The sequence below is a fragment of the Agrobacterium radiobacter genome (assembly GCF_040801995.1).
In the GTDB taxonomy this organism is placed as follows: domain Bacteria; phylum Pseudomonadota; class Alphaproteobacteria; order Rhizobiales; family Rhizobiaceae; genus Agrobacterium; species Agrobacterium radiobacter.
On sequence record NZ_JBEGHX010000001.1, the window covers coordinates 2,274,462 to 2,296,971 of the forward strand.

Annotated in this window: 16 protein-coding genes; 7 read left to right on the forward strand and 9 right to left on the reverse strand. The window is 59.6% G+C overall.

The genetic code is table 11. From position 1 onward, the window contains the following. The first annotated feature begins 8 nt into the window (after positions 1–8). A complete protein-coding gene (dxr, locus tag MRBLRC7O_RS11320; RefSeq protein WP_080866636.1) occupies positions 9–1,202 on the forward strand; it encodes a 1-deoxy-D-xylulose-5-phosphate reductoisomerase in 1,194 nt (397 codons plus the stop codon). 35 nt (positions 1,203–1,237) lie between these two features. Here the strand turns inward: dxr and hemA are convergent, their stop codons facing one another. Next, positions 1,238–2,455: a 5-aminolevulinate synthase gene (hemA, locus tag MRBLRC7O_RS11325; protein ID WP_003504938.1), complete on the reverse strand. Its 1,218-nt coding sequence runs from the start codon at positions 2,453–2,455 to the stop codon at positions 1,238–1,240. A gap of 372 nt (positions 2,456–2,827) precedes the next feature. Between hemA and MRBLRC7O_RS11330 the strand changes: the two genes are divergently transcribed. The 5 genes from MRBLRC7O_RS11330 to MRBLRC7O_RS11350 all read left to right on the forward strand — a co-directional run bounded on the left by MRBLRC7O_RS11330 (position 2,828) and on the right by MRBLRC7O_RS11350 (position 12,233). Beyond that, entirely contained in the window at positions 2,828–3,079 is a 252-nt protein-coding gene (locus tag MRBLRC7O_RS11330; protein WP_003504940.1) for a YMGG-like glycine zipper-containing protein, read from the forward strand. A 175-nt stretch (positions 3,080–3,254) separates the two neighbouring features. Further along, positions 3,255–5,180, forward strand: a complete 1,926-nt coding sequence (locus MRBLRC7O_RS11335) for an autotransporter assembly complex protein TamA (protein WP_080570252.1) — start codon at positions 3,255–3,257, stop codon at positions 5,178–5,180. A 45-nt stretch (positions 5,181–5,225) separates the two neighbouring features. Then, a complete protein-coding gene (locus tag MRBLRC7O_RS11340; protein ID WP_111820515.1) occupies positions 5,226–9,386 on the forward strand; it encodes a translocation/assembly module TamB domain-containing protein in 4,161 nt (1,386 codons plus the stop codon). 266 nt (positions 9,387–9,652) lie between these two features. Next, on the forward strand, positions 9,653–10,129 hold the full coding sequence (locus MRBLRC7O_RS11345) for a chemotaxis protein CheW (protein WP_003504949.1): 477 nt from the start codon (positions 9,653–9,655) through the stop codon (positions 10,127–10,129). Positions 10,130–10,457: 328 nt separating this feature from the next. Further along, positions 10,458–12,233 carry a methyl-accepting chemotaxis protein gene (locus MRBLRC7O_RS11350; RefSeq protein ID WP_035212813.1) on the forward strand — a complete coding sequence of 592 codons (1,776 nt, stop codon included), beginning with the start codon at positions 10,458–10,460 and terminating at the stop codon, positions 12,231–12,233. A gap of 46 nt (positions 12,234–12,279) precedes the next feature. Here the strand turns inward: MRBLRC7O_RS11350 and fdhD are convergent, their stop codons facing one another. The 8 genes from fdhD to MRBLRC7O_RS11390 all read right to left on the reverse strand — a co-directional run bounded on the left by fdhD (position 12,280) and on the right by MRBLRC7O_RS11390 (position 21,416). Further along, positions 12,280–13,095, reverse strand: a complete 816-nt coding sequence (gene fdhD, locus MRBLRC7O_RS11355) for a formate dehydrogenase accessory sulfurtransferase FdhD (RefSeq protein WP_080570253.1) — start codon at positions 13,093–13,095, stop codon at positions 12,280–12,282. 354 nt (positions 13,096–13,449) lie between these two features. Continuing rightward, positions 13,450–13,860: a F0F1 ATP synthase subunit epsilon gene (locus MRBLRC7O_RS11360; protein ID WP_003492358.1), complete on the reverse strand. Its 411-nt coding sequence runs from the start codon at positions 13,858–13,860 to the stop codon at positions 13,450–13,452. 129 nt (positions 13,861–13,989) lie between these two features. After that, positions 13,990–15,444, reverse strand: coding sequence for a F0F1 ATP synthase subunit beta (gene atpD / locus MRBLRC7O_RS11365; RefSeq protein WP_003504956.1), 1,455 nt, complete (start codon positions 15,442–15,444; stop codon positions 13,990–13,992). A gap of 23 nt (positions 15,445–15,467) precedes the next feature. Beyond that, a complete protein-coding gene (locus MRBLRC7O_RS11370; RefSeq protein WP_003504958.1) occupies positions 15,468–16,346 on the reverse strand; it encodes a F0F1 ATP synthase subunit gamma in 879 nt (292 codons plus the stop codon). Between the two features lie 30 nt (positions 16,347–16,376). Next, positions 16,377–17,906, reverse strand: coding sequence for a F0F1 ATP synthase subunit alpha (gene atpA, locus MRBLRC7O_RS11375; protein ID WP_003516747.1), 1,530 nt, complete (start codon positions 17,904–17,906; stop codon positions 16,377–16,379). Continuing rightward, a complete protein-coding gene (locus MRBLRC7O_RS11380) occupies positions 17,906–18,472 on the reverse strand; it encodes a F0F1 ATP synthase subunit delta (protein WP_173739219.1) in 567 nt (188 codons plus the stop codon). The genes atpA and MRBLRC7O_RS11380 overlap by 1 nt, the downstream gene beginning before the upstream one ends. 261 nt (positions 18,473–18,733) lie before the next feature. Then, positions 18,734–19,120 (reverse strand): AGROH133_08824 family phage infection protein, encoded by a 387-nt coding sequence (locus MRBLRC7O_RS11385; RefSeq protein ID WP_080866463.1) that lies wholly within the window; start codon positions 19,118–19,120, stop codon positions 18,734–18,736. A 79-nt stretch (positions 19,121–19,199) separates the two neighbouring features. Next, a complete protein-coding gene (locus tag MRBLRC7O_RS11390; protein WP_080866464.1) occupies positions 19,200–21,416 on the reverse strand; it encodes a primosomal protein N' in 2,217 nt (738 codons plus the stop codon). Positions 21,417–21,537: 121 nt separating this feature from the next. Here MRBLRC7O_RS11390 and MRBLRC7O_RS11395 point away from each other — a divergent pair, with 121 nt between their 5' ends. Next, the gene (locus MRBLRC7O_RS11395) at positions 21,538–22,485 is read left to right on the forward strand and encodes a tyrosine recombinase XerC (RefSeq protein WP_080866465.1); all 948 of its coding nucleotides are present in this window, start codon (positions 21,538–21,540) and stop codon (positions 22,483–22,485) included. The last annotated feature ends 25 nt before the right edge of the window (positions 22,486–22,510 follow it).

Genomic DNA, 22,510 nt, shown 5'->3' on the forward strand with positions numbered 1-22,510 from the left:
GACTGAAAATGACGGATGCCAGTGAAATGCCACGCAAGCTGACAATATTGGGTTCGACAGGTTCGATCGGCACCAGCACGCTGGATGTGGTCCGTCAGCTGGGTGGCCGCGACGCGTTCGAGATCACGGCGTTGACCGGCGCGGGCAACATTGCTCTCCTTGCGGAACAAGCGCGGGAATTCGGCGCGCGGCTGGCAGTCACGGCTGAAGATGACAAATACGAAGCGCTGAAATCGGCCCTTGCCGGCACCGGCATAGAGGTTGCGGCAGGCAAATCCGGCCTCGAAGAAGCGGCATCGATGGATGCCGGCTGGGTGATGGCGGCGATTGCCGGAACCCCCGGTCTCGCGCCGACGCTGACAGCCGCGCGGCGCGGCGCAGATATAGCCCTCGCCAACAAGGAATGCCTGGTTTCGGCTGGTGATGTTTTTCTGCGCACGGTCAAGCAGGGCGGCGGCAGGCTGATCCCCGTCGACAGCGAGCACAGCGCAATCTTCCAGTGCCTGACGGGCGAACATAAACAGGCCGTGGAGCGCATCGTGCTGACGGCCTCCGGCGGGCCGTTCCGCACCTGGTCGCGCGACGAGATGGCCAATGTCACGGCGGATATCGCCCGCGCCCATCCCAACTGGTCGATGGGGCTGAAGGTCTCCATCGGCAGCGCCTCGATGTTCAACAAGGGGCTGGAAATGATCGAGGCGAAATATCTCTTCGATCTCAGGCCCGATCAGGTGGAGGTGATCGTCCACCCGCAGTCGATCATCCATTCGATGGTGGGTTATACCGATGGTTCCTATATCGCCCAACTCGGCTCTCCCGACATGCGCACCGCTATTTCTTATGCCCTCACCTATCCGCAACGCGGCAATCTGAATGTCGAGCGGCTGGATTTCGCAAAACTGGCGCGGCTCGATTTCGAAGCGCCGGATGAAGCCCGTTTCCCGGCGATCCGTGTGGCCCGCACGGCGCTGGAGCGCGGCGGCTTGCAGGGCGCAGCCCTGAATGCCGCCGAAGAGACCGCCTTTCACGCCTTCGTCGCGGGCGGCATCGGTTTTCTGGATATGGCCGAGATCGTCGAAACGGTCATGGACCGCATGCATGACGGCCGATCTGCCGACACCATCGAAGACGTCTTCGCAGCGGATGAGGAAGCCCGTCGTCACGCCCGTGAATTGATCGCCACAAAAGAAAAGGCCGCGTAAACGCGGCCCGGTCTTCTTTTATCTTAACTGCGGCCTCACGCCACCGCACGCGCCAGTGCACAATGTGACCAGAGCTGGTGCAGCGCGCCGACGAGATGCTCGATGTCGGCATCGCTATGCAGCGGCGTCGGGGTAATGCGCAGGCGCTCGGTCTTGCGCGGCACGGTCGGATAGTTGATCGGCTGCACATAGACGCCGTGACTGTCGAGCAGGATATCCGAAATCCATTTGCACTTGGCAGCATCACCCACCATGACAGGCACGATGTGGCTGGGATTGTCCATATGCGGAATGCCGCGTGCATCGAGAAGACCGCGCAGCTTGCGCACCCGGTCCTGATGGCGGGCGCGCTCGAAGGGGCTTGCCTTCAGATGCTGGATCGAAGCGATTGCGCCGGCGGCAAGCGACGGCGGCAGGGCCGTCGTGAAGATGAAGCCGGAGGCGAAGGAGCGGATGAAGTCGCAGACCGCCGTGGACCCGGTGATATAACCGCCCATAACGCCGAAGGCCTTGCCGAGCGTTCCTTCGATGATCGTCAGGCGATCCATGAGACCTTCGCGCTCGGCAATGCCGCCGCCGCGCGGGCCGTACATGCCGACGGCATGAACTTCATCGAGATAGGTCATGGCGCCATAACGGTCGGCCAGATCGCAGATTTCCTTGATCGGCGCGATATCGCCATCCATGGAATAAACGGATTCGAAAGCGATCAGCTTCGGCGCGTTCGGATCGGCAGCCTTGAGCTTGGCTTCGAGATCTTCGAGATCGTTGTGTTTCCAGATAACCCGCTCGCAACGGCCATAACGGATGCCTTCGATCATCGATGCATGGTTGAGCGCATCCGAGAAAATGATCAGGCCCGGAATTTTCTGGCCGAGCGTGCCGAGTGTGGCCCAGTTTGACACATAACCCGAGGTGAAGATCAGCGCCGATTCCTTGCCATGGAGGTCGGCAAGTTCCTGTTCAAGCAGGACGTGATAATGGTTGGTACCAGAAATATTCCGGGTGCCTCCCGCACCCGCGCCACAGTGATCGATAGCGGCTTTCATGGCTTCGATGACTTTCGGGTTCTGGCCCATGCCCAGATAGTCGTTGGAGCACCAGACGGTTACGTCCTTGCGTTCGCCATTGGCGTTGTACCGTGTCGCGCGGGGAAAATTGCCCTGCTGGCGTTCGATATCCGCAAAAACGCGATAGCGTCCCTCAGAATGCAGGCTTTGCAGTTCCGTTGTGAAAAATGCCTCGAAGTCCATGCCATGCTCCAGAATTGACCAGATCGTTTTTCTGCCTCGACACCGGGACCGTCAACCCTTGCGAGCTGCTTTAACCACGTCTGCGTCAATTCGCCGTTGTTTTGAACCATTCCAATAAACCGTTTATAGACGCTGATGAAAAGTACAAAATTGATTCACATCAAAAAACCGCGAGATTTGGAACCTTTTTCGCACCGCGCCGTTGTCTGGCACACAATCGATTTACGCTCGCAGGAATGCCTGGAAGATGAGGCTTCCCTAAACGACATCGAATTGTTAGTTATCTGTGGCGGTCGGAGGTAGCAGTCGCCGCAGATAAATATGGGACGCCTACCGAGCCGAAGAGCTCATTGTAACGTTGGAGAGAGTTTCATGAAAAAGGCAATCATATTTGCGCTCGTCGGCCTGTCGCTTGCAAGCTGCACGCAGACGGAAAAGGGCGCTTCGATCGGTGCCGTTTCCGGCGCTGTTATTGGTGGAGCCATCACGGGTAATGTTCGCGGCGCGGCAGTTGGCGCAGCGATCGGCGGTGTCGGCGGTGCTTTGATCGGCAATGCTTCCGAGCCGGGCTATTGCTATTATCGCGACCAGTACGGTCAGCGTTACACGGCACGTTGCCGCTAATCGCTTCGCGAAATACCGTTGCACAGAAGCCCCGGTCATCCGGGGCTTTTTGCGTTATGGCGGGCAAAAGACGGGGCGGAGGGTCCTCAAAGCCGTTTATTTATGATTAAATTGCAATGTTAACGGACAGGAAACGGGTTAGGGCGACAATAAAGGCTCAACCATAAAGCAGCTTATGCGAAGAACACGAACTAACCCGAAGACAGGTATTGCGTATCGGAAAGCCGGCACCGCTCTCGCGGTTGCTGTGACGTTCGCCCTGTATCCGGCGTTTACCCGTGACGCCTTCGCCTTCAAACTGTTCGGCATGCGCCTCTGGGGTTCGGAAGAACCGGAGGTCGAGGTTATCAATCCGGTCAAATACGCCGTCACGCTTGATGCCCAGGACGCCGACAAATCCCTGAAAGACAGCCTGGAAAACAGCTCGCTTCTCCTGGCGGACAAGGAAAAGCCGGCCTCAGGCGATCTTGGCCTTCTGATAAAGGCAAGAGACGACAGGGACAGGCTGATTGCGGCGCTTTATGAAAACGCCCGTTATGGCGGCATCGTCAAGGTCACTGTCGCCGGCAAGGATGTGGATAGCCTGCCGCCAAATCCGGTGTTCGATCATTCCGCTCCGGTGCCCGTGGTGATCACGGTAACGCCCGGCCCGGTCTTCAAACTTGGCAATGTCAGGCTTGAAGGCGATGTGACCGGCCGCAACCTTGAGGACTATGGCCTGACGACCGGGGGCGACGCCGGTTCTCTGGCCATCATCCGCGCCAGCAACAAGCTGATCGATGATCTGAAGGCCGAAGGCCGGCCGCTTGCGAAGCTGACGAAACGAGAGGCTGTCGCCAACCACGCGACGAACACGGTCGATATCACCATGGGGGCCGAAGGCGGTCCCGTGGCGCCCCTTGGCACGGTGACGGTAACAGGTGAAAAAACCGTCGATGGCGATTTCATCCGCCGTTATTCGCGCCTCAATGGCGGCGAGCCCTATTCGCCGGAAAAACTGCGCAAGGCCGCCGACCGGCTGCGCCAGCTGGGCGTCTTTTCCAGCCTGACGATCAAGGAAGCGGGAACGCTGGCGCGCGACGGCACCATTCCGCTCACCATCGAGGTTTCAGAAGGCAAACACCGCTATTTCGGCGTCGGCGCACAATACTCCACCACGGAAGGCATCGGCCTTCAGGGTTATTGGGGCCACCGGAACCTGTTCGGACAGGCAGAATCGCTGCGTATCGAAGGTTCTGTCTCGCGCATCGCCGAAGCATCGAGCGTCGAAGGCATGGATTATTCGGCGGGTATTACTTTCATCAAGCCCGGCATGTTCAATCCGCGCACCACCTTCAAGACCAGCCTGATTGCCAAGACCGAACACCCCGATACATACGACGCCAAGACAGTGACGGGCACAGCCGGTTTCGCCTACGAGCTGAACGACACTGACACTGCGGCAGCCGGTCTCGAGGTGCAATGGGCCGATACCGAAGACGCATTCGGCAAGAACGAATACCTTACCACCTCCATACCGCTGGAATTCGTTCGTGATACACGCGACGACAAGCTCAACCCCACCGAAGGCTTCCGCGCATCGCTGGCCGCCAAGCCTAGCTATGAAGCGCTGAACGGCACCTTCTTTTCCTCTTTTGAAGGCTCCATCTCGGGCTACAAAGGGATTGGCGCCGAAGACCGGCTGATCATGGCCGGAAAGCTTTCCGGCGGCGTGCTCGTCGGCGGCAGCGATCTGCAGGACATTCCCACCACAAGGCGCTTTTATGCGGGTGGCGGCGGATCGGTGCGTGGCTATAGCTATCAGGAAATATCGCCGTATAATGCCGCTGGCGACGCAACGGGCGGCCGTTCTTATGTGGTCGGCTCCATCGAAGCCCGCATCAAGGTCACCGATACAATCGGCATCGTGCCCTTCATCGATGCGGGTGTTGTTTCGGATGAAGTGACACCCGATTTTTCCGATATCCGGGCTGGCGCCGGTATCGGCCTGCGTTACGCGACACCCTTCGGGCCTCTGCGTCTCGATGTCGCCATGCCGCTTGAAAAATACGATGGTGGCAACAGTCTCGGCATTTATGCTGGCATCGGCCAGTCTTTTTAAACGCCGCAGTCGAACACCCTTGCAACAGAGTGTAGATTACCCTTTATGAAAATGTTGATTCGATTGCTGAAATGGCTGGGCTACGCTGCTTTGTTCGGCGTGGTGTTGGTGCTGCTCGCGGTTCTGTTCGTCGGTCTTACGCCGATGGGCGCAAGGATCGCCGCAACGCAGATTTCATCACTCGTTTCCACGCCCGATCAGGTGATCGAGATTTCTCCCCCGGGCGGCCTTTTGACCGGCCGTCTGCGGCTTGACAATGTCACCCTTTCAGACCGGCAGGGCCCCTATGCCCGCGTCAACCAGATCGCCGTCGACTGGTCGCCGCTTTCGTTGCTTGCCGGTACCTTCCATGCCGACCGCGTCTCGGCCGGATCGATCGATGTCGAGCGTAAACCGCTTGCGTCAGAGCAGACGCCGACCAAGAGCTCCAGCAATTCCTCGCTGCCGATCGAAGTCGCCGTCGACAATTTCAGCTTTCCCGATATCAGCCTTGGGCAATCACTTCTCGGCCGCCCTTTCGACCTGACCGCTGAAGGCAGCCTCAAGGCCGCCCGGGACGACATCAGGCTGTCGCTCACGGCCCACCGGCTGAATGCGCCGGATGCGGAGGTTAACGCCGACGTTGCTTTCCTTCCGAATGAGAACGTCCTGAAGCTGAAAGCGGAGATGAAGGAGCCCGAGGGCGGGCTTCTCGCCACGCTGCTTTCGCTTCCCGGCACACCTGCGGTGGCGATAGACCTCAATGGTGAAGGCCCGCTTTCAGACTGGACGGGCACCCTGCGCGGCAATGTCGCCGGTAACCCCGTCGTCAATGTGACCGGTCGCCACCTTCTTGGCGATGATGGCACACGCCGTATCGAAATTACGGGCGGTGGCCAGCCGGACCTGATTCTGCCCCCGGCCTTCCGCCAGCTTTTTGCCGGCGAGACGAAGCTCGATGCAAATGCAACCCTTTCGCCGCAGGGCCGCATCGAAATCGGTAGCAGCACGCTGGAGACCGGCACGTTGCTGCTGACGGCATCAGGCTCCGTCGATCCGAACGGTGAAAATGATCTTGCCGCCAATCTCATCGGCACCGCCGGCCCCGTGGATTTTCGCTGGCCGCTGGAGAATGGCGAGGTTCAGGCTCTCATCAACGGCCTCGATCTTTCCCTCAAGGGTGGAGCGGAGGCCGCGCATCTCAACACGACCGTATCGCTGCGCAGCCTTTCCCTGCCGCAAGGCCGGCTTGACGATGTCAAGCTGACGGCCGAAAGCGCCGATCTCAACGTCGCCAACCGCAGTGGCACGATCGCGACGGTCCTGTCCGTGGCGCAATCGTCCTTCGTCAGCCCGGATATCGACCGGCTGGTGCGTGCGCCACTCACCATCAAGGCCCCGCTCCGCCTCACCTCTTCCGCCATCGGTTTCGACGGCGCGACGCTGGAAAGCGCCAGTGTCGGCGGCACGCTGAACGGCAGTTTCGATCTCGCCGGCAATCGCCTCACCTCCGGCATTCAGCTCTTCGCACTGCCCGCTACCCTTCCACCGGCGCTCGCGGAAAAGTTCGATACGACTATCGCCCTCCAGGGCGATATCGACCTGACGATCGGTGGACGCACCAGCGTTGAAAACCTTATCGTCAAATCGGGAACGATCGAAGCCACGGGCAATGTCAGCCTCGAAAACGAGGCATTGAGCGCCAGCTTGACGGGTAAATTTCCGGCGCTCGAGAAACTGACGCCGCAGGCAAAGGGCGTCGCCGATTTTGCAATCGAGGCCAGCGGCGCGCTTGCCGCACCGGATTTCAACGTCACCCTGAGTTCCGAAAGCGCCATCCTTGCCGGGCGAACGCTGGAAGCGCTGAAGGTCAATGCAACAGGCAAGGCCGACCCGGCTGCGCCTCAGGCAAAAATCACCGCCAGCGGCAGTCTCGACCGGCAGAAGATCGACGCCAATGCCGATGTAGTGCAGACCGAAAACGGCACGGCGATGCCCGAGCTGCACGTGGCGGTGGGCCGGAATATCCTGAATGGGCAGCTGCAATTCTCGCAGCAGTTCCTGCCATCGGGCAGTCTTTCCTTCAATTTCCCCGACCTTGCGCTGCTCGCCGCACTCGCCGCGCAGCAGGCGGATGGCGATATCGCCGGCGACATCGCCCTGAGCAACGCCAATGGCCGGATCGCCGCGACGATAAAGGCCAATGGCGGCAGCATCCGCCAGGGCACAACAACGATCTCCAAGCTCGCCGCCGATATTTCCATCGATGACCTTCAGGCTCTCGCCATCAATGGCAAGGTCAGCGCCGATAGCGTCAATGCCGGCGCCGCCGCGATATCAGGCCTGAATGCCACCATCGGACATTCCGGCACAACGACGCAGTTTGACGTCAACGGCCGTTACGACAACGCGCCGCTGGTGGTAAAGGGCAGCGCTGAGACCGGCGGATCGCCGATGACGGTGCGCGTCGATGCTTTTTCCGCCGCCCCCAAGGGCATTGCAGTACGACTTGAAAAACCAAGCACCATCGCCATCCAGAACGGCACGGCCCGCATCTCAGATCTGACCATCATCACGGGTGAAGGGCGCGTTGAGGTCAACGGCAGCGCCGGGTCGACGCTCGACATCAATGCCGATATCCGTTCGCTGCCCGCCAGTCTCGCAAATGCCTTCGCCACCGGGCTGGATGCGGCAGGCAGTATCTCCGGCACGGTGAGCGCCAAGGGTGCTGCGTCGAATCCGGCAGTCGATTACAATCTGAACTGGACAAATGCCGAGATTGCGCAGACACGCGTGGCGGGGCTCGCCGCCCTCGGCATCAAGGCGAATGGCCGTTTTGCCGGCGGCACCTTGCAGATCGACACCAATGTGTCCGGCCAGGGCGGCATGTCGCTTTCCGGCGGCGGCTCGCTCGGCATCGCCGGCAATCGTCCGCTTTCCATGGCATTTTCCGGCAGGCTGCCCTTCTCCGCCGTCGCGGCGCAAACCGCAGCGCAGGGTCTCGATGTGGATGGCACCGCCGCCATCGATGTGAAGATTTCCGGCAGCGCTTCCGCGCCTATCGTGACCGGCAGCATCACCACAGATGGTACGCGCCTGACCGACGTGCGCAGGAACCTGACCATCAACGATCTCGGCGCCACCATCACCTTCGACCGCGACCGCGCCGTCATTTCCCGATTGATGGGCAAGCTGGCGGGCGGTGGAACGATCTCGGGAACCGGCAGCGTCGGCATATCAGGCGGTTCGGGTTTCCCCGCCGATATATCGATCACGCTTAATCGCGCCGGTTATAATGACGGCACGCTGGTGACGACGGTGGTAAGCGGCACGCTGACGCTGAAAGGCCCGCTGCTGAATTCCCCCGTGCTGGGTGGCAATCTGACGCTGGACAGAAGCGCCATCACCATTCCGGAAAAGCTTCCGGCCTCGCTGACGGAGATCGATGTCAAGCACAAGAACGCCCCACCAAAGGTGCGCGCGCAGGCCAAAGCGCTCGGGGCTGACCAAGGCGGAAGCGGCAGCTCGTCCACCATCAATCTCGATCTGCAGGTGAATGCACCAAGCGGTATCTTCGTGCGCGGCCGCGGCATCGATGCGGAACTCACGGGTAATCTGACGATCCGTGGCACGGCAGCCGTTCCCGTCATTTCCGGTGGCTTTGAAATGCGCCGTGGCCGGCTCGAAATCCTCACTCGCCGCCTCGATTTCACGACAGGCAATATCAGTTTTGGTGGCGGCCTCGTTCCGGTCCTCGATATGAAGGCGGACTCGACGGTCGGCTCAACGACTATCACCGTGTCCGTTTCCGGCACTGCCAACGATCCGACCTTTGCTTTCTCCTCGGCGCCCGCCCTGCCGCAGGACGAGGTGATGGCACAGTTGATCTTCGGCCAGTCCATGTCGAAACTCTCGGCTCTGCAGATCGCGAGGCTCGCCGATGCCGCCGCCCAGCTGGCAGGCGGACGCTCCACCTCGCTGTTCGACAAGCTCAGAAGCAATCTCGGCGTCGACGATCTCGATATTTCGACCGACTCCGAGGGGCAGGCCCGCGTTTCCGCCGGTAAATATCTAAACGAAAGAACCTATCTCGAACTGCAGCAAAGCGGCGAGTCCGGCGCAAAAGCCATCATCAACCTCGATGTCGGGCGGGGCGTGAAATTGCGCGGGGAAGCGGGCGGCGATGGCGAAGGCGCAGCCGGCATATTTTACGAGAAGGAATATTAGTATTTCCAGTAAAAGTGCGTAGCGGTTTTACGTCCGGACAATGCGTAAAATCAAAGAGAGTATTTTCGCAATTCGAAGAAAAGCGAAAACACTCCAGAGCCGCTTCGCATTTAGGTTTGCGAAACCATCTCATGCTACGAATCTTCCATTGAAGACGGAAATATTGTTTTCCGGCTGTTCAGGCACCAGGCAGAACGCCAAATCCGCATATGCAAGTGTCGGTGCACTTGCGCCGGCCTCCACAGCGAGCATTGGGAAGAATTCTGATGGCAATGATTAACTCTACCAATTTTGGCGGTGAGACGCTCGAAATCATCGCGTTCCGCCTGCATGATCAGGAATTCTGCGTGAAGACGACGACCATCCGCGAAATTCGCGGCTGGGCGCCTTCGACGCCTATTCCCCACGCGCCGAAAGACGTTATCGGCGTCATGAACCTGCGCGGCTCTGTCATCCCGATCATCGATCTGGCCCACAAGCTCGGCATGAAAAGCACCGTCGCCAATGAGAGAAGCGCCATCGTGGTGGCGGAAGTGCACAACATGGTCATCGGCATGCTGGTCGATCGCGTTTCTGACATTCTGACGATCCCGGCAAACCAGGTTCAGCCGGTTCCGGAGATCTCGGCCTCCTTCGACAAGTCGTATTCGGAAGGCATCATTGCCAACGAACACGGCATGATCTGCTTCCTGAACCTCGCAAAAATGTTCAAGGGAACCGAAGCGGAAGACCTCGCCGCCTAATCAGGCCTTTTCCGCTGGCCTTGCCAGACGAAAACTATCAATCAATCCAGACCGCCGGAGCACCCGCCCGGCGGTTTTGTTTTTCCTTTTCGCTGTTTTATTAAATAAGAACATTTTAATATTATAGATATCTAATATTAAAAGCCATAGATCATTATCGCGCCGGCACGACTATCACGCGGGCCGATACCTGACCAAGGCGAAGAGACAAAAGTGCCTGCATTGCTGCCTTCGGCGGCAAAACCTGTTCGTTATTCAACATGATACGACGTGGACCGCATGTCCTGTGCGGCTCGCCGCGCCGTGGGCTGATTTTGGGGGACGTGGAATGCTGGGGTTAGGAAAAAGCGCAGATAACAAAAATATGCTCGACGCCATATCGAGATCACAGGCGGTCATAGAATTCGATCTCAAAGGTAACATTCTCACTGCAAATAAGAATTTCTGCGCGGCGCTGGGTTATGATCTCGCCGAGATCGTCGGCAAGCATCATCGCATCTTCTGCGACGGCGAACTCGCCGCATCGCGGGCCTATCAGGAATTCTGGGCCTCTCTCGCCCGTGGCGAGTTCCAGGCCAAGGAATATCGCCGTATCCGCAAGGACGGCTCCGTTATCTGGATCGAGGCCTCTTACAACCCGGTTTTCCGTTCGGGCAAACCCTATAAGGTCGTGAAGATCGCCACCGACATCACCGCCAAGAAGATCAAGGCCGTGGACGATGCCGGCAAGCTGGAGGCGCTCTCCCGTTCCCAGGCAACCATCGAGTTTTTGCCCGATGGCACCATCATCACCGCCAATCCGAATTTCTGCGCCACGGTGAATTACGACGTCAAGGAAATCGAGGGCAGGCACCACCGTATGTTCTGCGATCCGGCCTATGCCGCCTCGCCTGCCTATGGCAATTTCTGGCCGCGACTGGCGGCGGGGGAATTCATCTCGGATGAATTTGTCCGCTACGGAAAGAACGGCAAGGAAATATGGATCCAGGCCGCCTATAATCCGGTGCTGGACGAGGCAGGCAAGGTGGTGAAAGTGGTGAAATTCGCCACGGACGTCACGCCGCGTATGAGCGCCATCAGCGTGCTTGCCGATGCCCTGCGGGCACTGGCCGAGGGTGATCTTGTGCAGCGCCTCGACAACAGCTTCGTGCCCAGCATGGAAAAGCTGCGTGCGGACTTCAACGAGGTCGTCGCCAAGCTGCAGACCACCATGCAGACCATTGCCCACAATGCCTCGACAATCGCCTCCGGCTCAGGCGAAATCCGCATCGCCGCCGATCAACTCTCGCAACGCACCGAACAGCAGGCGGCCTCGCTGGAAGAAACCGCAGCCGCACTGGAGGAAATCACCACCACCGTGTCCGATGCCAGCCAGCGCGCCGGCGAGGCCGGCAAACTGGTGCTGCGAACGAGAGAACATGCCGAACATTCCGGCGACATCGTCCAGCAGGCAATTTCCGCCATGGACGCGATTTCTCGGTCCTCGGGTGAAATCACCAACATCATCGGCGTCATTGACGACATTGCTTTCCAGACCAATCTTCTGGCCCTGAATGCGGGTGTCGAAGCTGCCCGGGCCGGGGAAGCGGGCAAGGGTTTCGCCGTTGTGGCACAGGAGGTCCGGGAACTCGCCCAACGGTCCGCCGTTGCGGCCAAGGAAATCAAATCCCTCATCAACACCTCTCGCGAGCAGGTCGCCAATGGCGTGGATCTGGTTGGCAGAACCGGCGGCGCCCTGCGGGATATCCAGTCACAGATGAGCGAGATCGACACCAATGTCTCGGCCATCGTTGAAGCTTCGCGCGAACAGGCGAATGGTCTGCGGGAAATCAATCAGGCCGTCAACGTCATGGATCAGGCCACCCAGAAAAACGCCGCCATGGTGGAGGAAACCACTGCCGCCAGCCACGGCCTCGCCACCGAGGCGGAAAATCTGCACGAGTTGCTGCGGCAGTTCAGAATATCACACGAAGCATCAGCATCACCCGCCCGCCCGGCGGACAAAAAGCCTGCCGTCGTCACCAGACTTCCCGCGCCGCAGCCTCGATATGCCGCCGCGCCAAGGTCTCACGGAAACGCAGCAGCGGAATGGGCGGAATTCTAGGCCCGTTCAGAAGCCGGAAGGTCGCCGGGAAACGGCGGCCTCAACGTTATAGAATGATACGATCCGCCCGGGTGAAGATTTCAAAATCCTCACCCCGCACCAGCGCCACAAGCGTGATACCCGAGCTCTCAGCCGTTTCAATGGCAAGCGCGGTGGGCGCGGAGATCGCCGCCAGAATGGGGCTGCCAAGGATGGCCGTCTTCTGGACCATTTCCACCGACAGGCGGCTCGTGACCACCACAATGCCCGCATCGGGAGATAGGTTCGCGTTGATAACCGCACCTGCAAGCTTGTCGAGTGCATTATGCCGGCCGACATCTTCTCGGGCGGCAAGCAGCCCTCCTTGAGGATTGTAAAAACCCGCGCCGTGCACTGCCCTCGTTTCGCGGTTGAGGCTTTGCGCCCCGTTCAGCGCTTTCACCGCCGCAACGATGTCATTGCCATCAACGGAGACTTCCGCGCCGCTCAGATCCGGTACCACGCGGACTGCCTGTTCAATGGATTCGATGCCACAAAGACCGCATCCGACCGGGCCCGCCATATGCCGTCGTCTTGCCTTCAGCGCATCGGCGTTGGCATCCTGCAAATCCACCTGAACATCAAAACCCTGCCCGGCCTCGATCACTTCAATGGAACGGATTTCCGCCCTGGTGGATATGATGCCCTCCGTGAGACTGAAACCGATTGCGAAATCGACAAGATCGGCGGGGCTGGCCATCATCACGGCATGGGTGCTGCCGCCATAAGAAAAGGCAACCGGCACCTCCTCGGGCACCGCCCGCTCGCCCTCGACTATGGCCCCTTCCCGCAGAGCGGTTCTTGCGACCCTTCGGTAACTTGCCTTTGCCGACACGCTGATCACTCCTCCATGACGAAAATCTGCCTCATCTCGCTAAGGATCCCAAAGCAGCACTTCTTCCCGCCACCACATCTAACCTATAGCCATGAAAATCGGAATCGGTTTCCGAGTGCATCTATTGAAGGCGCTTTACTATCCCTGCTTTACCCATTGTCTGCCCGTGAATCGCCGGCGTAATTCGCTAGCAACATTCCGAAGCCCGAGCCGAGCTGACGGACGGGCTCATGCGCGGAAACGGGAATTTTTCGCTTGGATAAAGTGGCAGACACTAGCCCAAAACAAAAAAGCGACCGAAACGGCCGCTTTCTGTTTTGAATTTTTTGTGGGCAGTCATTCTTTCGAACCCGCCCGGTGCTTTCAAGCAGCGACGAGAACCTCATGCAGGTTCGTCAGTTCGTAAAGGTGCTTTTCAAGCTTGGTCAGATGCTCGTGGTGATGATTGCCCTCTTCGATTTCGGCCTTGGCCGCATCGATACGCTTCTGCAGCGTGTCGGGAGACATGTCATCGGCCGAAACCGCGGATTCGGCAAGAAGCGTGCAGCCGGTCGGCAGAATATCGGCAAAACCACCGAAAACCACGTATTTATGGGTCTCACCGGAAGCGAACTTCACCGTTACCAGACCCGGCTTGATCGTGGTCATCGTCGGCGCGTGATTGGCCAGAACGGTCATTTCACCCAGCGTAGCCGGGATGACGACTTCCGTAACCGTTTCGGAAACGAGCAGACGCTCCGGGGAAACGAGATCGAATTTGAAACTGTCAGCCATGGCTATTCACTTCTTTTCAACTACGCGGGCGTCACGGACTTGTCTTTTACAACGTAGGCAAAGCCGTTCCGCTTTCGCCACCATTGTCGGCAAGGCGCGCGGTAGAACCACGCGCCCGCCAATTCATGATCAGGCAGCCTCGGCAGCCAGCTTCTTCGCCTTTTCGATGGCTTCTTCCATCGAACCGACCATGTAGAAGGCAGCTTCCGGCAGGTTGTCGTATTCGCCGTTGACCAGGCCCTTGAAGCCCTTGATCGTGTCTTCGAGCGCGACAAGCTTGCCCGGCGAACCGGTGAAGACTTCGGCAACGAAGAACGGCTGCGACAGGAAGCGCTCGATCTTGCGGGCGCGGGCAACCGTCAGCTTGTCTTCTTCCGACAGTTCGTCCATGCCGAGGATGGCGATGATATCCTGAAGAGACTTGTAGCGCTGCAGGGTCGACTGAACCTTACGGGCAACCTCGTAGTGCTCTTCGCCGACGATCATCGGGTCGAGCATGCGCGAGGTGGAGTCGAGCGGGTCAACAGCCGGGTAAATACCCTTTTCAGCGATCGAACGCGACAGAACCGTCGTTGCGTCAAGGTGCGCGAACGAGGTGGCCGGCGCCGGGTCGGTCAAGTCGTCGGCGGGAACATAAATCGCCTGAACCGAGGTGATCGAACCCTTGTTCGTGGTGGTGATGCGTTCCTGCATCTGGCCCATGTCCGTGGCGAGCGTCGGCTGGTAACCCACGGCCGACGGAATACGGCCGAGCAGAGCCGACACTTCCGAACCAGCCTGCGTGAAGCGGAAGATGTTGTCCACGAAGAACAGAACGTCCTGGCCTTCGTCACGGAAGTTTTCAGCGATCGTCAGACCGGTCAGAGCGACGCGGGCGCGGGCACCCGGCGGTTCGTTCATCTGGCCGTAAACGAGCGCAGCCTTGGAACCTTCACCGCCGCCAAGCTTGTTGACGTTGGACTCGATCATTTCGTGGTAGAGGTCGTTACCTTCGCGGGTACGCTCACCCACGCCGGCGAATACCGAGTAACCGCCGTGCGCCTTGGCGACGTTGTTGATCAGTTCCATGATGAGAACCGTCTTGCCAACGCCGGCGCCGCCGAACAGGCCGATCTTGCCGCCCTTGGCGTAAGGAGCCAGAAGGTCGACGACCTTGATGCCGGTGACGAGGATCTGTGCTTCGGTCGACTGCTCGACGTAAGACGGCGCATCCTGGTGGATGGCGCGCTTCTTGGCCGTAACGATCGGGCCTGCTTCGTCAACCGGCTCGCCGATGACGTTCATGATGCGGCCGAGCGTTTCCGGACCGACCGGAACCTCGATCGGAGCGCCCGTGTTGCTGACCGGCTGACCGCGGACGAGACCTTCGGTCGAGTCCATAGCGATCGTGCGGACGACGTTTTCGCCAAGATGCTGCGCGACTTCCAGAACGAGGCGGTTGCCGTTGTTCTCGGTTTCGAGCGCGTTCAGGATCGGAGGCAGTTCGCCTTCGAACGCCACGTCGACAACAGCGCCGATAACCTGGGTAACCTTGCCCGCGCCGTTCACCGCTGCGGTTTTCTTGGGGGTAGCTGCCTTAGCCATTATCCTTACCCTCTTTCCTTACCTCAGAGCGCTTCCGCGCCCGAAATGATTTCAATGAGTTCCTTGGTGATCTGAGCCTGACGCTGACGGTTGTAGGAAAGCGTCAGCTTGTTGATCATCTCACCGGCATTGCGCGTTGCATTGTCCATCGCGCTCATCTTGGCGCCCATTTCACCGGCAACGTTTTCGAGCAGAGCCCGGAAAACCTGAACCGAAATGTTGCGCGGAATAAGGTCTTCCAGAATAGAAGCCGCATCCGGCTCATATTCGTAGACGGCGCTCTGCGTCGCGGCATCCTCTTCCACAACAGGCGTTGCGGCGGGAATAAGCTGCAGGCCGGTCGGGATCTGGCTGATGACGGACTTGAATTCCGAATAGATCAGCGTGCAGACATCGAACTCACCCGCGTTGAAGAGCGAGATCACCTTCTTGGCGATCTGGTCGGCGTTTTCAAAACCGACCTTCTTCACTTCGCGCAGTTCGATGCGCTCGATGATGTTGGCTGCAAATTCGCGGCGAAGGCTGTCGTAACCCTTCTTGCCGACCGTGATGATCTTGACCGTCTTGCCTTCCGAAATCAGCTTGCGGGCGTGATCGCGGGCAAAACGGGCGATTTGCGAGTTGAAACCGCCGCAAAGACCACGTTCAGCCGTGCAGACGACGAGCAGGTGCACGTCGTCCTTGCCGGTGCCGGTCATCAGCGCCGGAGCAACGTCCGCCTCGACCGCCTTGGCGATGTTGGCAAGAACGGCGCTCATGCGCTGAGAATAAGGCCGGGCGGCCTCCGCAGCTTCCTGGGCGCGCCGAAGCTTCGCCGCGGCGACCATTTTCATCGCCTTGGTAATCTTCTGCGTCGCCTTTACGGAGGCAATGCGGTTTTTCAGATCCTTTAGTGAAGGCATCCGTTATCCGTCCGAGTAAAAGAGCCCTAATTACGAGAAAGACTTCGCGAAGCTATCAAGAGCGCCCTTGAGCTTGCTCTTGGTATCGTCGCTGATTGCCTTTTCCGTGCGGATGGTGTCGAGGATCGCCTTGCCTTCCGAGCGGAGGTAGGAGAGCAGACCCTGCTCGAACTTGCCGACCTGCGCGACCGGGATCTTGTCGAGATAACCGTTGACACCGGCGAAGATCACCGCGACCTGCTCTTCCGTCTTGAGCGGGGAGAACTGCGGCTGCTTCAGAAGCTCGGTCAGGCGGGCACCGCGGTTAAGCAGGCGCTGCGTGGAAGCGTCAAGATCCGAGCCGAACTGGGCGAAAGCGGCCATTTCGCGATACTGGGCAAGTTCACCCTTGATCGAACCGGCGACCTGCTTCATCGCCTTGATCTGGGCGGCAGAGCCAACGCGCGAAACCGACAGACCGACGTTAACGGCCGGACGGATACCCTGGTAGAACAGGTCGGTTTCAAGGAAGATCTGGCCGTCGGTGATCGAGATCACGTTGGTCGGAATGAAGGCCGAAACGTCGTTGCCCTGGGTTTCGATGACAGGCAGAGCCGTCAGAGAGCCAGCACCCATTTCGTCGGAGAGCTTTGCAGCGCGCTCCAGAAGACGGGAGTGAAGGTAGAATACGTCGCCCGGATAAGCTTCGCGGCCCGGAGGACGGCGCAGCAGAAGCGACATCTGACGGTAAGCAACGGCCTGCTTGGAAAGGTCGTCATAACCGATGAGGGCGTGCTTGCCGTTATCACGGAAGTATTCGCCCATGGCGCAACCGGCAAACGGTGCCAGATACTGCATCGGAGCCGGGTCGGAAGCCGTGGCAGCAATGATGATCGAATACTGCAGGGCGCCGCGCTCTTCCAGAACCTTTACGAACTGGGCAACGGTCGAACGCTTCTGGCCGATAGCAACGTAGACGCAATAAAGCTTGTCGCCTTCCGGACCATTGTCGTGAATGGCCTTCTGGTTCAGGATCGCGTCGAGAATGATCGCGGTCTTGCCGGTCTGGCGGTCGCCGATGACGAGCTCGCGCTGGCCGCGGCCAACCGGGATGAGGGCGTCGATAGCCTTGAGGCCGGTCGACATCGGCTCATGAACCGACTTACGCGGAATGATGCCGGGAGCCTTGACGTCAACGCGCGAACGCTTGGCGGCGTTGATCGGGCCTTTGCCGTCGATCGGGTTGCCGAGGGCGTCAACGACGCGGCCGAGCAGTTCCGGGCCAACCGGAACGTCAACGATAGCGCCAGTCCGCTTTACGGTGTCGCCTTCCTTGATGGCACGGTCGGAACCGAAGATAACCACACCGACGTTGTCGGCTTCGAGGTTGAGCGCCATGCCGCGAACGCCGCCAGGAAACTCGACCATTTCGCCGGCCTGAACATTGTCGAGACCATAGACGCGGGCGATACCGTCACCGACGGAAAGCACCTGACCGACTTCCGAGACTTCCGCCTCGTTGCCGAAATTTTTGATTTGATCTTTCAGAATTGCGGAAATTTCCGCGGCGCGGATATCCATCAGCCAACCTCTTTCAGTGCAAGCTTAAGGGTGGAAAGTTTGGTGCGAAGAGACGTATCGATCTGGCGAGAACCAACCTTGACGATCAGGCCACCGAGGATCGAAGGATCAACGGTAACGGAAACCGTCACATCCTTGCCGGTAACGCTCTTCAGCGCCGCCTTCAGTTCAGTTTCTTGCGCTTCGTCGAGCGCATGTGCCGAGGTGACCTCGGCGGTAATTTCGCCGCGATGGGCAGCAGCAATGGAGCGATAGGCGCGGATCATGCCGGGAACGGCAAACAGACGGCGGTTATTCGCAACGACCTTGAGGAAATTGACAGCAAGACCGGCAAGACCGGCCTTCTCGCAGATTGCGGTGATTGCCTTGAACTGATCCTCGGCGGAAAACACCGGGCTCGCAACCAGACGCTTCAAATCGTCACTTCCATCGAGAAGTGCGCCGAACCTGTCCAGATCGGCTCCAACTGCCTCGACCGCACCCGCTTCCAAAGCAAGCTCGAAAAGCGACGATGCATACCTTTCGGCTACACCGGATGTTCCATGGGAGGTATCTGCCACGGGCACTTTTTCCCTGCTAATCGTCCAAGAACATCAGCGAGGGGGATCCTCCGCATCAAATTCTTGAAATCGTTTCAATTTCCCCGAAAAAGACCGGAATTCCCCCCTGCCTTTTCCCAATTTCGCGGTCCGTCTAGCATAGGACGCCGGGACTCGCAACACGCGTAATAGCGGAAAGCGCCGTTTGGGCAAGGGGGAATGCGTTTAAATTTTCCGATTCCGCCCAGGATGCGGCTCTGGTGCGGCACAAAAGCCAAAAAGCCCGCCTCAGACCAGCCCCAAGACGTAGCTCAACGCGAGTGCGGACAGCAGAAAGTGTACAACCAGAAGTAAGAAATTCCGCATGGTTGCGCCACCATCTGACAGTATTGAGAGAATGCCGCCGAACACGCTGAGGCCGAATGCCGCACCAAAGGCGAGATAGACCATTGGCTGCGCCAGAAGCAGGGCGGCGGCGCCCAGACCGAGATAGAACCCCGCAAGCGACGAACGCACGAGCGCATAGCCGTCCCTGCGCTCACCAGCCGGCTGCAGACCGAAGGCGCGCAGCGTAATGCCCGGCGCAAACATGAAAAAAAGGCCCATCACGGCCGATACTACCGCCGCGCCAAAGGCCAGCTGCTCGCCAAACTCGGCGGGAAAATAAAACTCCATCTCGTTCCCCAAATCATTTTGATTGCCTGCTGCGTTATGACACGGTCATGACAGCGGGAAAACGCCTCGCCGGCGAAGTTCAAAGGAAACTTTGCGGATCGATATCGAGCTGCACATGCACGCTGCCCCGCTCCTTCGGACCATTGGCCAGCAATGTACGAAGAAAAGACTGCATGTCGGAATTGCGCCGCCCGTGCACCAGGAGGCGGAAACGGTGGCGGCCGCGGATGAGCGCGAGCGGCGCTTCTGCCGGGCCGAGCAGCATGATGCCGGTAACCTGGGGGGCCGCGGCCCTCAAGCCACGTGCATGGGTTTCCGCTTCCCCGCGCGTATCGGCGGAAACGATGATCGAGGCAAGGCGCCCGAACGGCGGCAGAACAGCCTTTTCCCGCTCCACGATCTCCCGTTCGTAGAAGGCCGAGGCATCGCCAGAAACGATGGCCTGCATGACGGGATGCTGCGGCTGATAGGTCTGCAACAGGCCGTGACTTTTCAAACCCGTACGTCCGGCGCGGCCGGTGACCTGCGAAAGCAGCTGGAAGGTTCGCTCCGCCGCACGCGGATCGCCATTGGCAAGGCCAAGATCGGCGTCGACAATGCCGACGAGCGTCATAAGGGGAAAGTTGTGCCCCTTGGCAACCAGCTGCGTGCCGATGACAATATCCGCCTCGCCCTTGACGATGGCCTCCAGCTCCAGACGCAACCTCTTGACGCCCATGAGATCGGACGAGAGCACGATTGTGCGAGCCTCGGGGAAATTTTTCTCCACCTCCTCGGCAATGCGCTCCACGCCGGGACCGCAGGCCACCAGATGATCGAAGGTGCCGCATTCCGGGCAATGATCGGGCGTCGGCTCGCTGTGGCCGCACTGGTGGCACTGCAATTGATTGCGGAAGCGGTGCTCCACCAGCCAGCTGGAACATTGCGGGCACTGGAAACGGTGGCCGCAGACACGGCAGAGCGTCAGCGGCGCATAACCACGGCGATTGAGGAACAGCAACGCCTGCTCGCCCTTTTCGATCGTCTTGCCGATACCACGCAGCAGGACGGGTGAGAGAAACCCTCCCCTTTCCGGCGGATGGCGGCGCATATCGACAAGATGCAGGTCCGGCATCGCCGCATCGCCGAAACGCGTATGCAGGTGAATGGTGTTATAACGTCCCGAACTGCCGTTGACCTGACTTTCCACCGACGGCGTGGCCGAGACCAGCACGACCGGGAACTCGGCGATCCGCGCCCTGACGACGGCCATATCGCGTGCATTATAAAAGACGCGGTCTTCCTGCTTGTAGGCCGGGTCGTGCTCTTCATCGACAATGATGAGACCGAGATTGTCGAAAGGCAGGAAAAGCGCCGAACGCGCACCGGCCACCACCTTCACTTCACCAGTGACGGCCTGCCGCCAGACCTTTTCACGCATGCGCGGTGACAGGTCCGAATGCCATTCCGCCGGTTTTGCGCCGAAGCGGTCCTGAAAACGCTCGAGAAAGGCTGCCGTCAGAGCAATTTCCGGCAACAGGATAAGAACCTGCTTGCCTTGCTTCAGCGTCTCGGCCACCGCCTCGAAATAGACCTCGGTCTTGCCTGAACCGGTCACGCCATCGATGAGCGAGACGTGAAAACCACCCTTGCGCACATCTTCAAGTATCTCCGAAGCGGCCTGTTTCTGCGGGCCTTCCAGGCGCGGCTCCACATAATCAGGGTCGGGCTCGGCGACGACAGGCGGCGCCGGCAGAAAAACCGTCTCGAACACGCCCTGTTTCACAAGACCATCGATGACACTGGTCGAGACGCCGGCGGCATGGGCAAGCCCGCTCTTCGTCCATCCGTGCCCTTCGGCTGCCAGCTCCATCACCCGCTCGCGGGCGGGGGTCAGGCGCTCCGGCCTGCCTTCGGTCAGCCGCAGCCCCTCGATCATCGGTTCGGGATCGAAGGCGGCAGGCGCACGCAGCGCCATACGTGCCACAAGACCGGGCGGAGAAAGCGTGTAGGCGGCAACCCAATCGATGAAACGGCGCATCTCCGCCTTCAGCGGCGGGCATTCAAAACTCTTGGTGATGGGCCGCAGCTTCTTCGGATCGACACCCTTTTCGCCGGCATCGTCCCACACCACACCGAAGACTTGCCGGGGACCAAGCGGCACCTGAACGACGGAACCGGTTTCTACCACCATATCTTCAGGCACGGCGTAGCTGTAGGGCCCGGGCGCCGGCATGGGCACAAGAACGGGCACCGTGCGCGTGAGCGACGGCGGGTCAAACAGAGCCCCAAACAGATCGGACGAATCTTTTGCCATGATGTGGCGACCATGCCCCGACGACAGGAAAAAGGAAACCGCCCGGATGTAGTGGGCGCGCCTTCCAAAGTCCACCTCTTAACCAAATGCTGATCATAAGCGCATAGTTTCGAGACATGGAATGGAGCGCCGTGTGACCGAAATCCTGACATTTGCTGAACCCGATCTCCTGAACGAGCGCCAGTCCTGGCTCGCCGCCCTTGCCGGCGAACGCCGACTTGCGGACAATACCGTCGAAGCTTATGAGCGCGACACCCGCCAGTTCCTGACTTTCCTCACCGGTTACATCGGCAAGCCCGCGGCTATAAGCGACATAGCCGATCTGCGTCCGGTGGACCTTCGCGCCTTTCTGGCCAACAGGCGCAAGGAGGGTGCGGGCGCGCGATCGCTCGGCCGGCATCTGGCCGGCTTGCGCTCCCTGCTGCACCACCTGCAGAAAAATGGCCTCGTCAACGCGGCTGGCGCGGCTGCCATGCGCGCGCCAAAACAGCCGAAATCCCTGCCGAAACCGCTGACCGACCGGCAGGCGCTGAAAATCACCACTGCCGAGGCGCAATTGAACGAAGAGCCCTGGATCGCCGCCCGCAACGCGGCAGTCCTCTCACTGCTTTATGGCTGCGGCCTGCGCATTTCCGAGGCGCTGGGTCTTACGCCATCTGATTTCCCACCCGGTGCCCGCAGCCTGCGCATTACCGGCAAGGGCAATAAGACGCGGATCGTGCCCCTGCTGGCGGTGGTGACGGAAGCGGTCGACGCCTACAAGAAGCTCTGCCCCTATGCCCTGTCAGCGGATGAGCCCATGTTCCTCGGCGCACGCGGCGGCAAGCTGCAGCCCGCCATCATCCAGCGGGAAATGCAGAAGCTGCGCGGCGCGTTCGGCCTGCCGGAAAACGCCACGCCACATGCGTTGCGCCATTCCTTCGCCACCCATCTTCTGGCCGGCGGTGGGGATTTGCGCACCATTCAGGAACTGCTCGGCCACGCCAGCCTTTCCACCACACAGGTCTATACCGGTGTCGATACCGCAAGATTGCTGGAAATCTACGACAATGCCCACCCACGCGCATGAAGCAGGAAATGGTTAACCATAATCA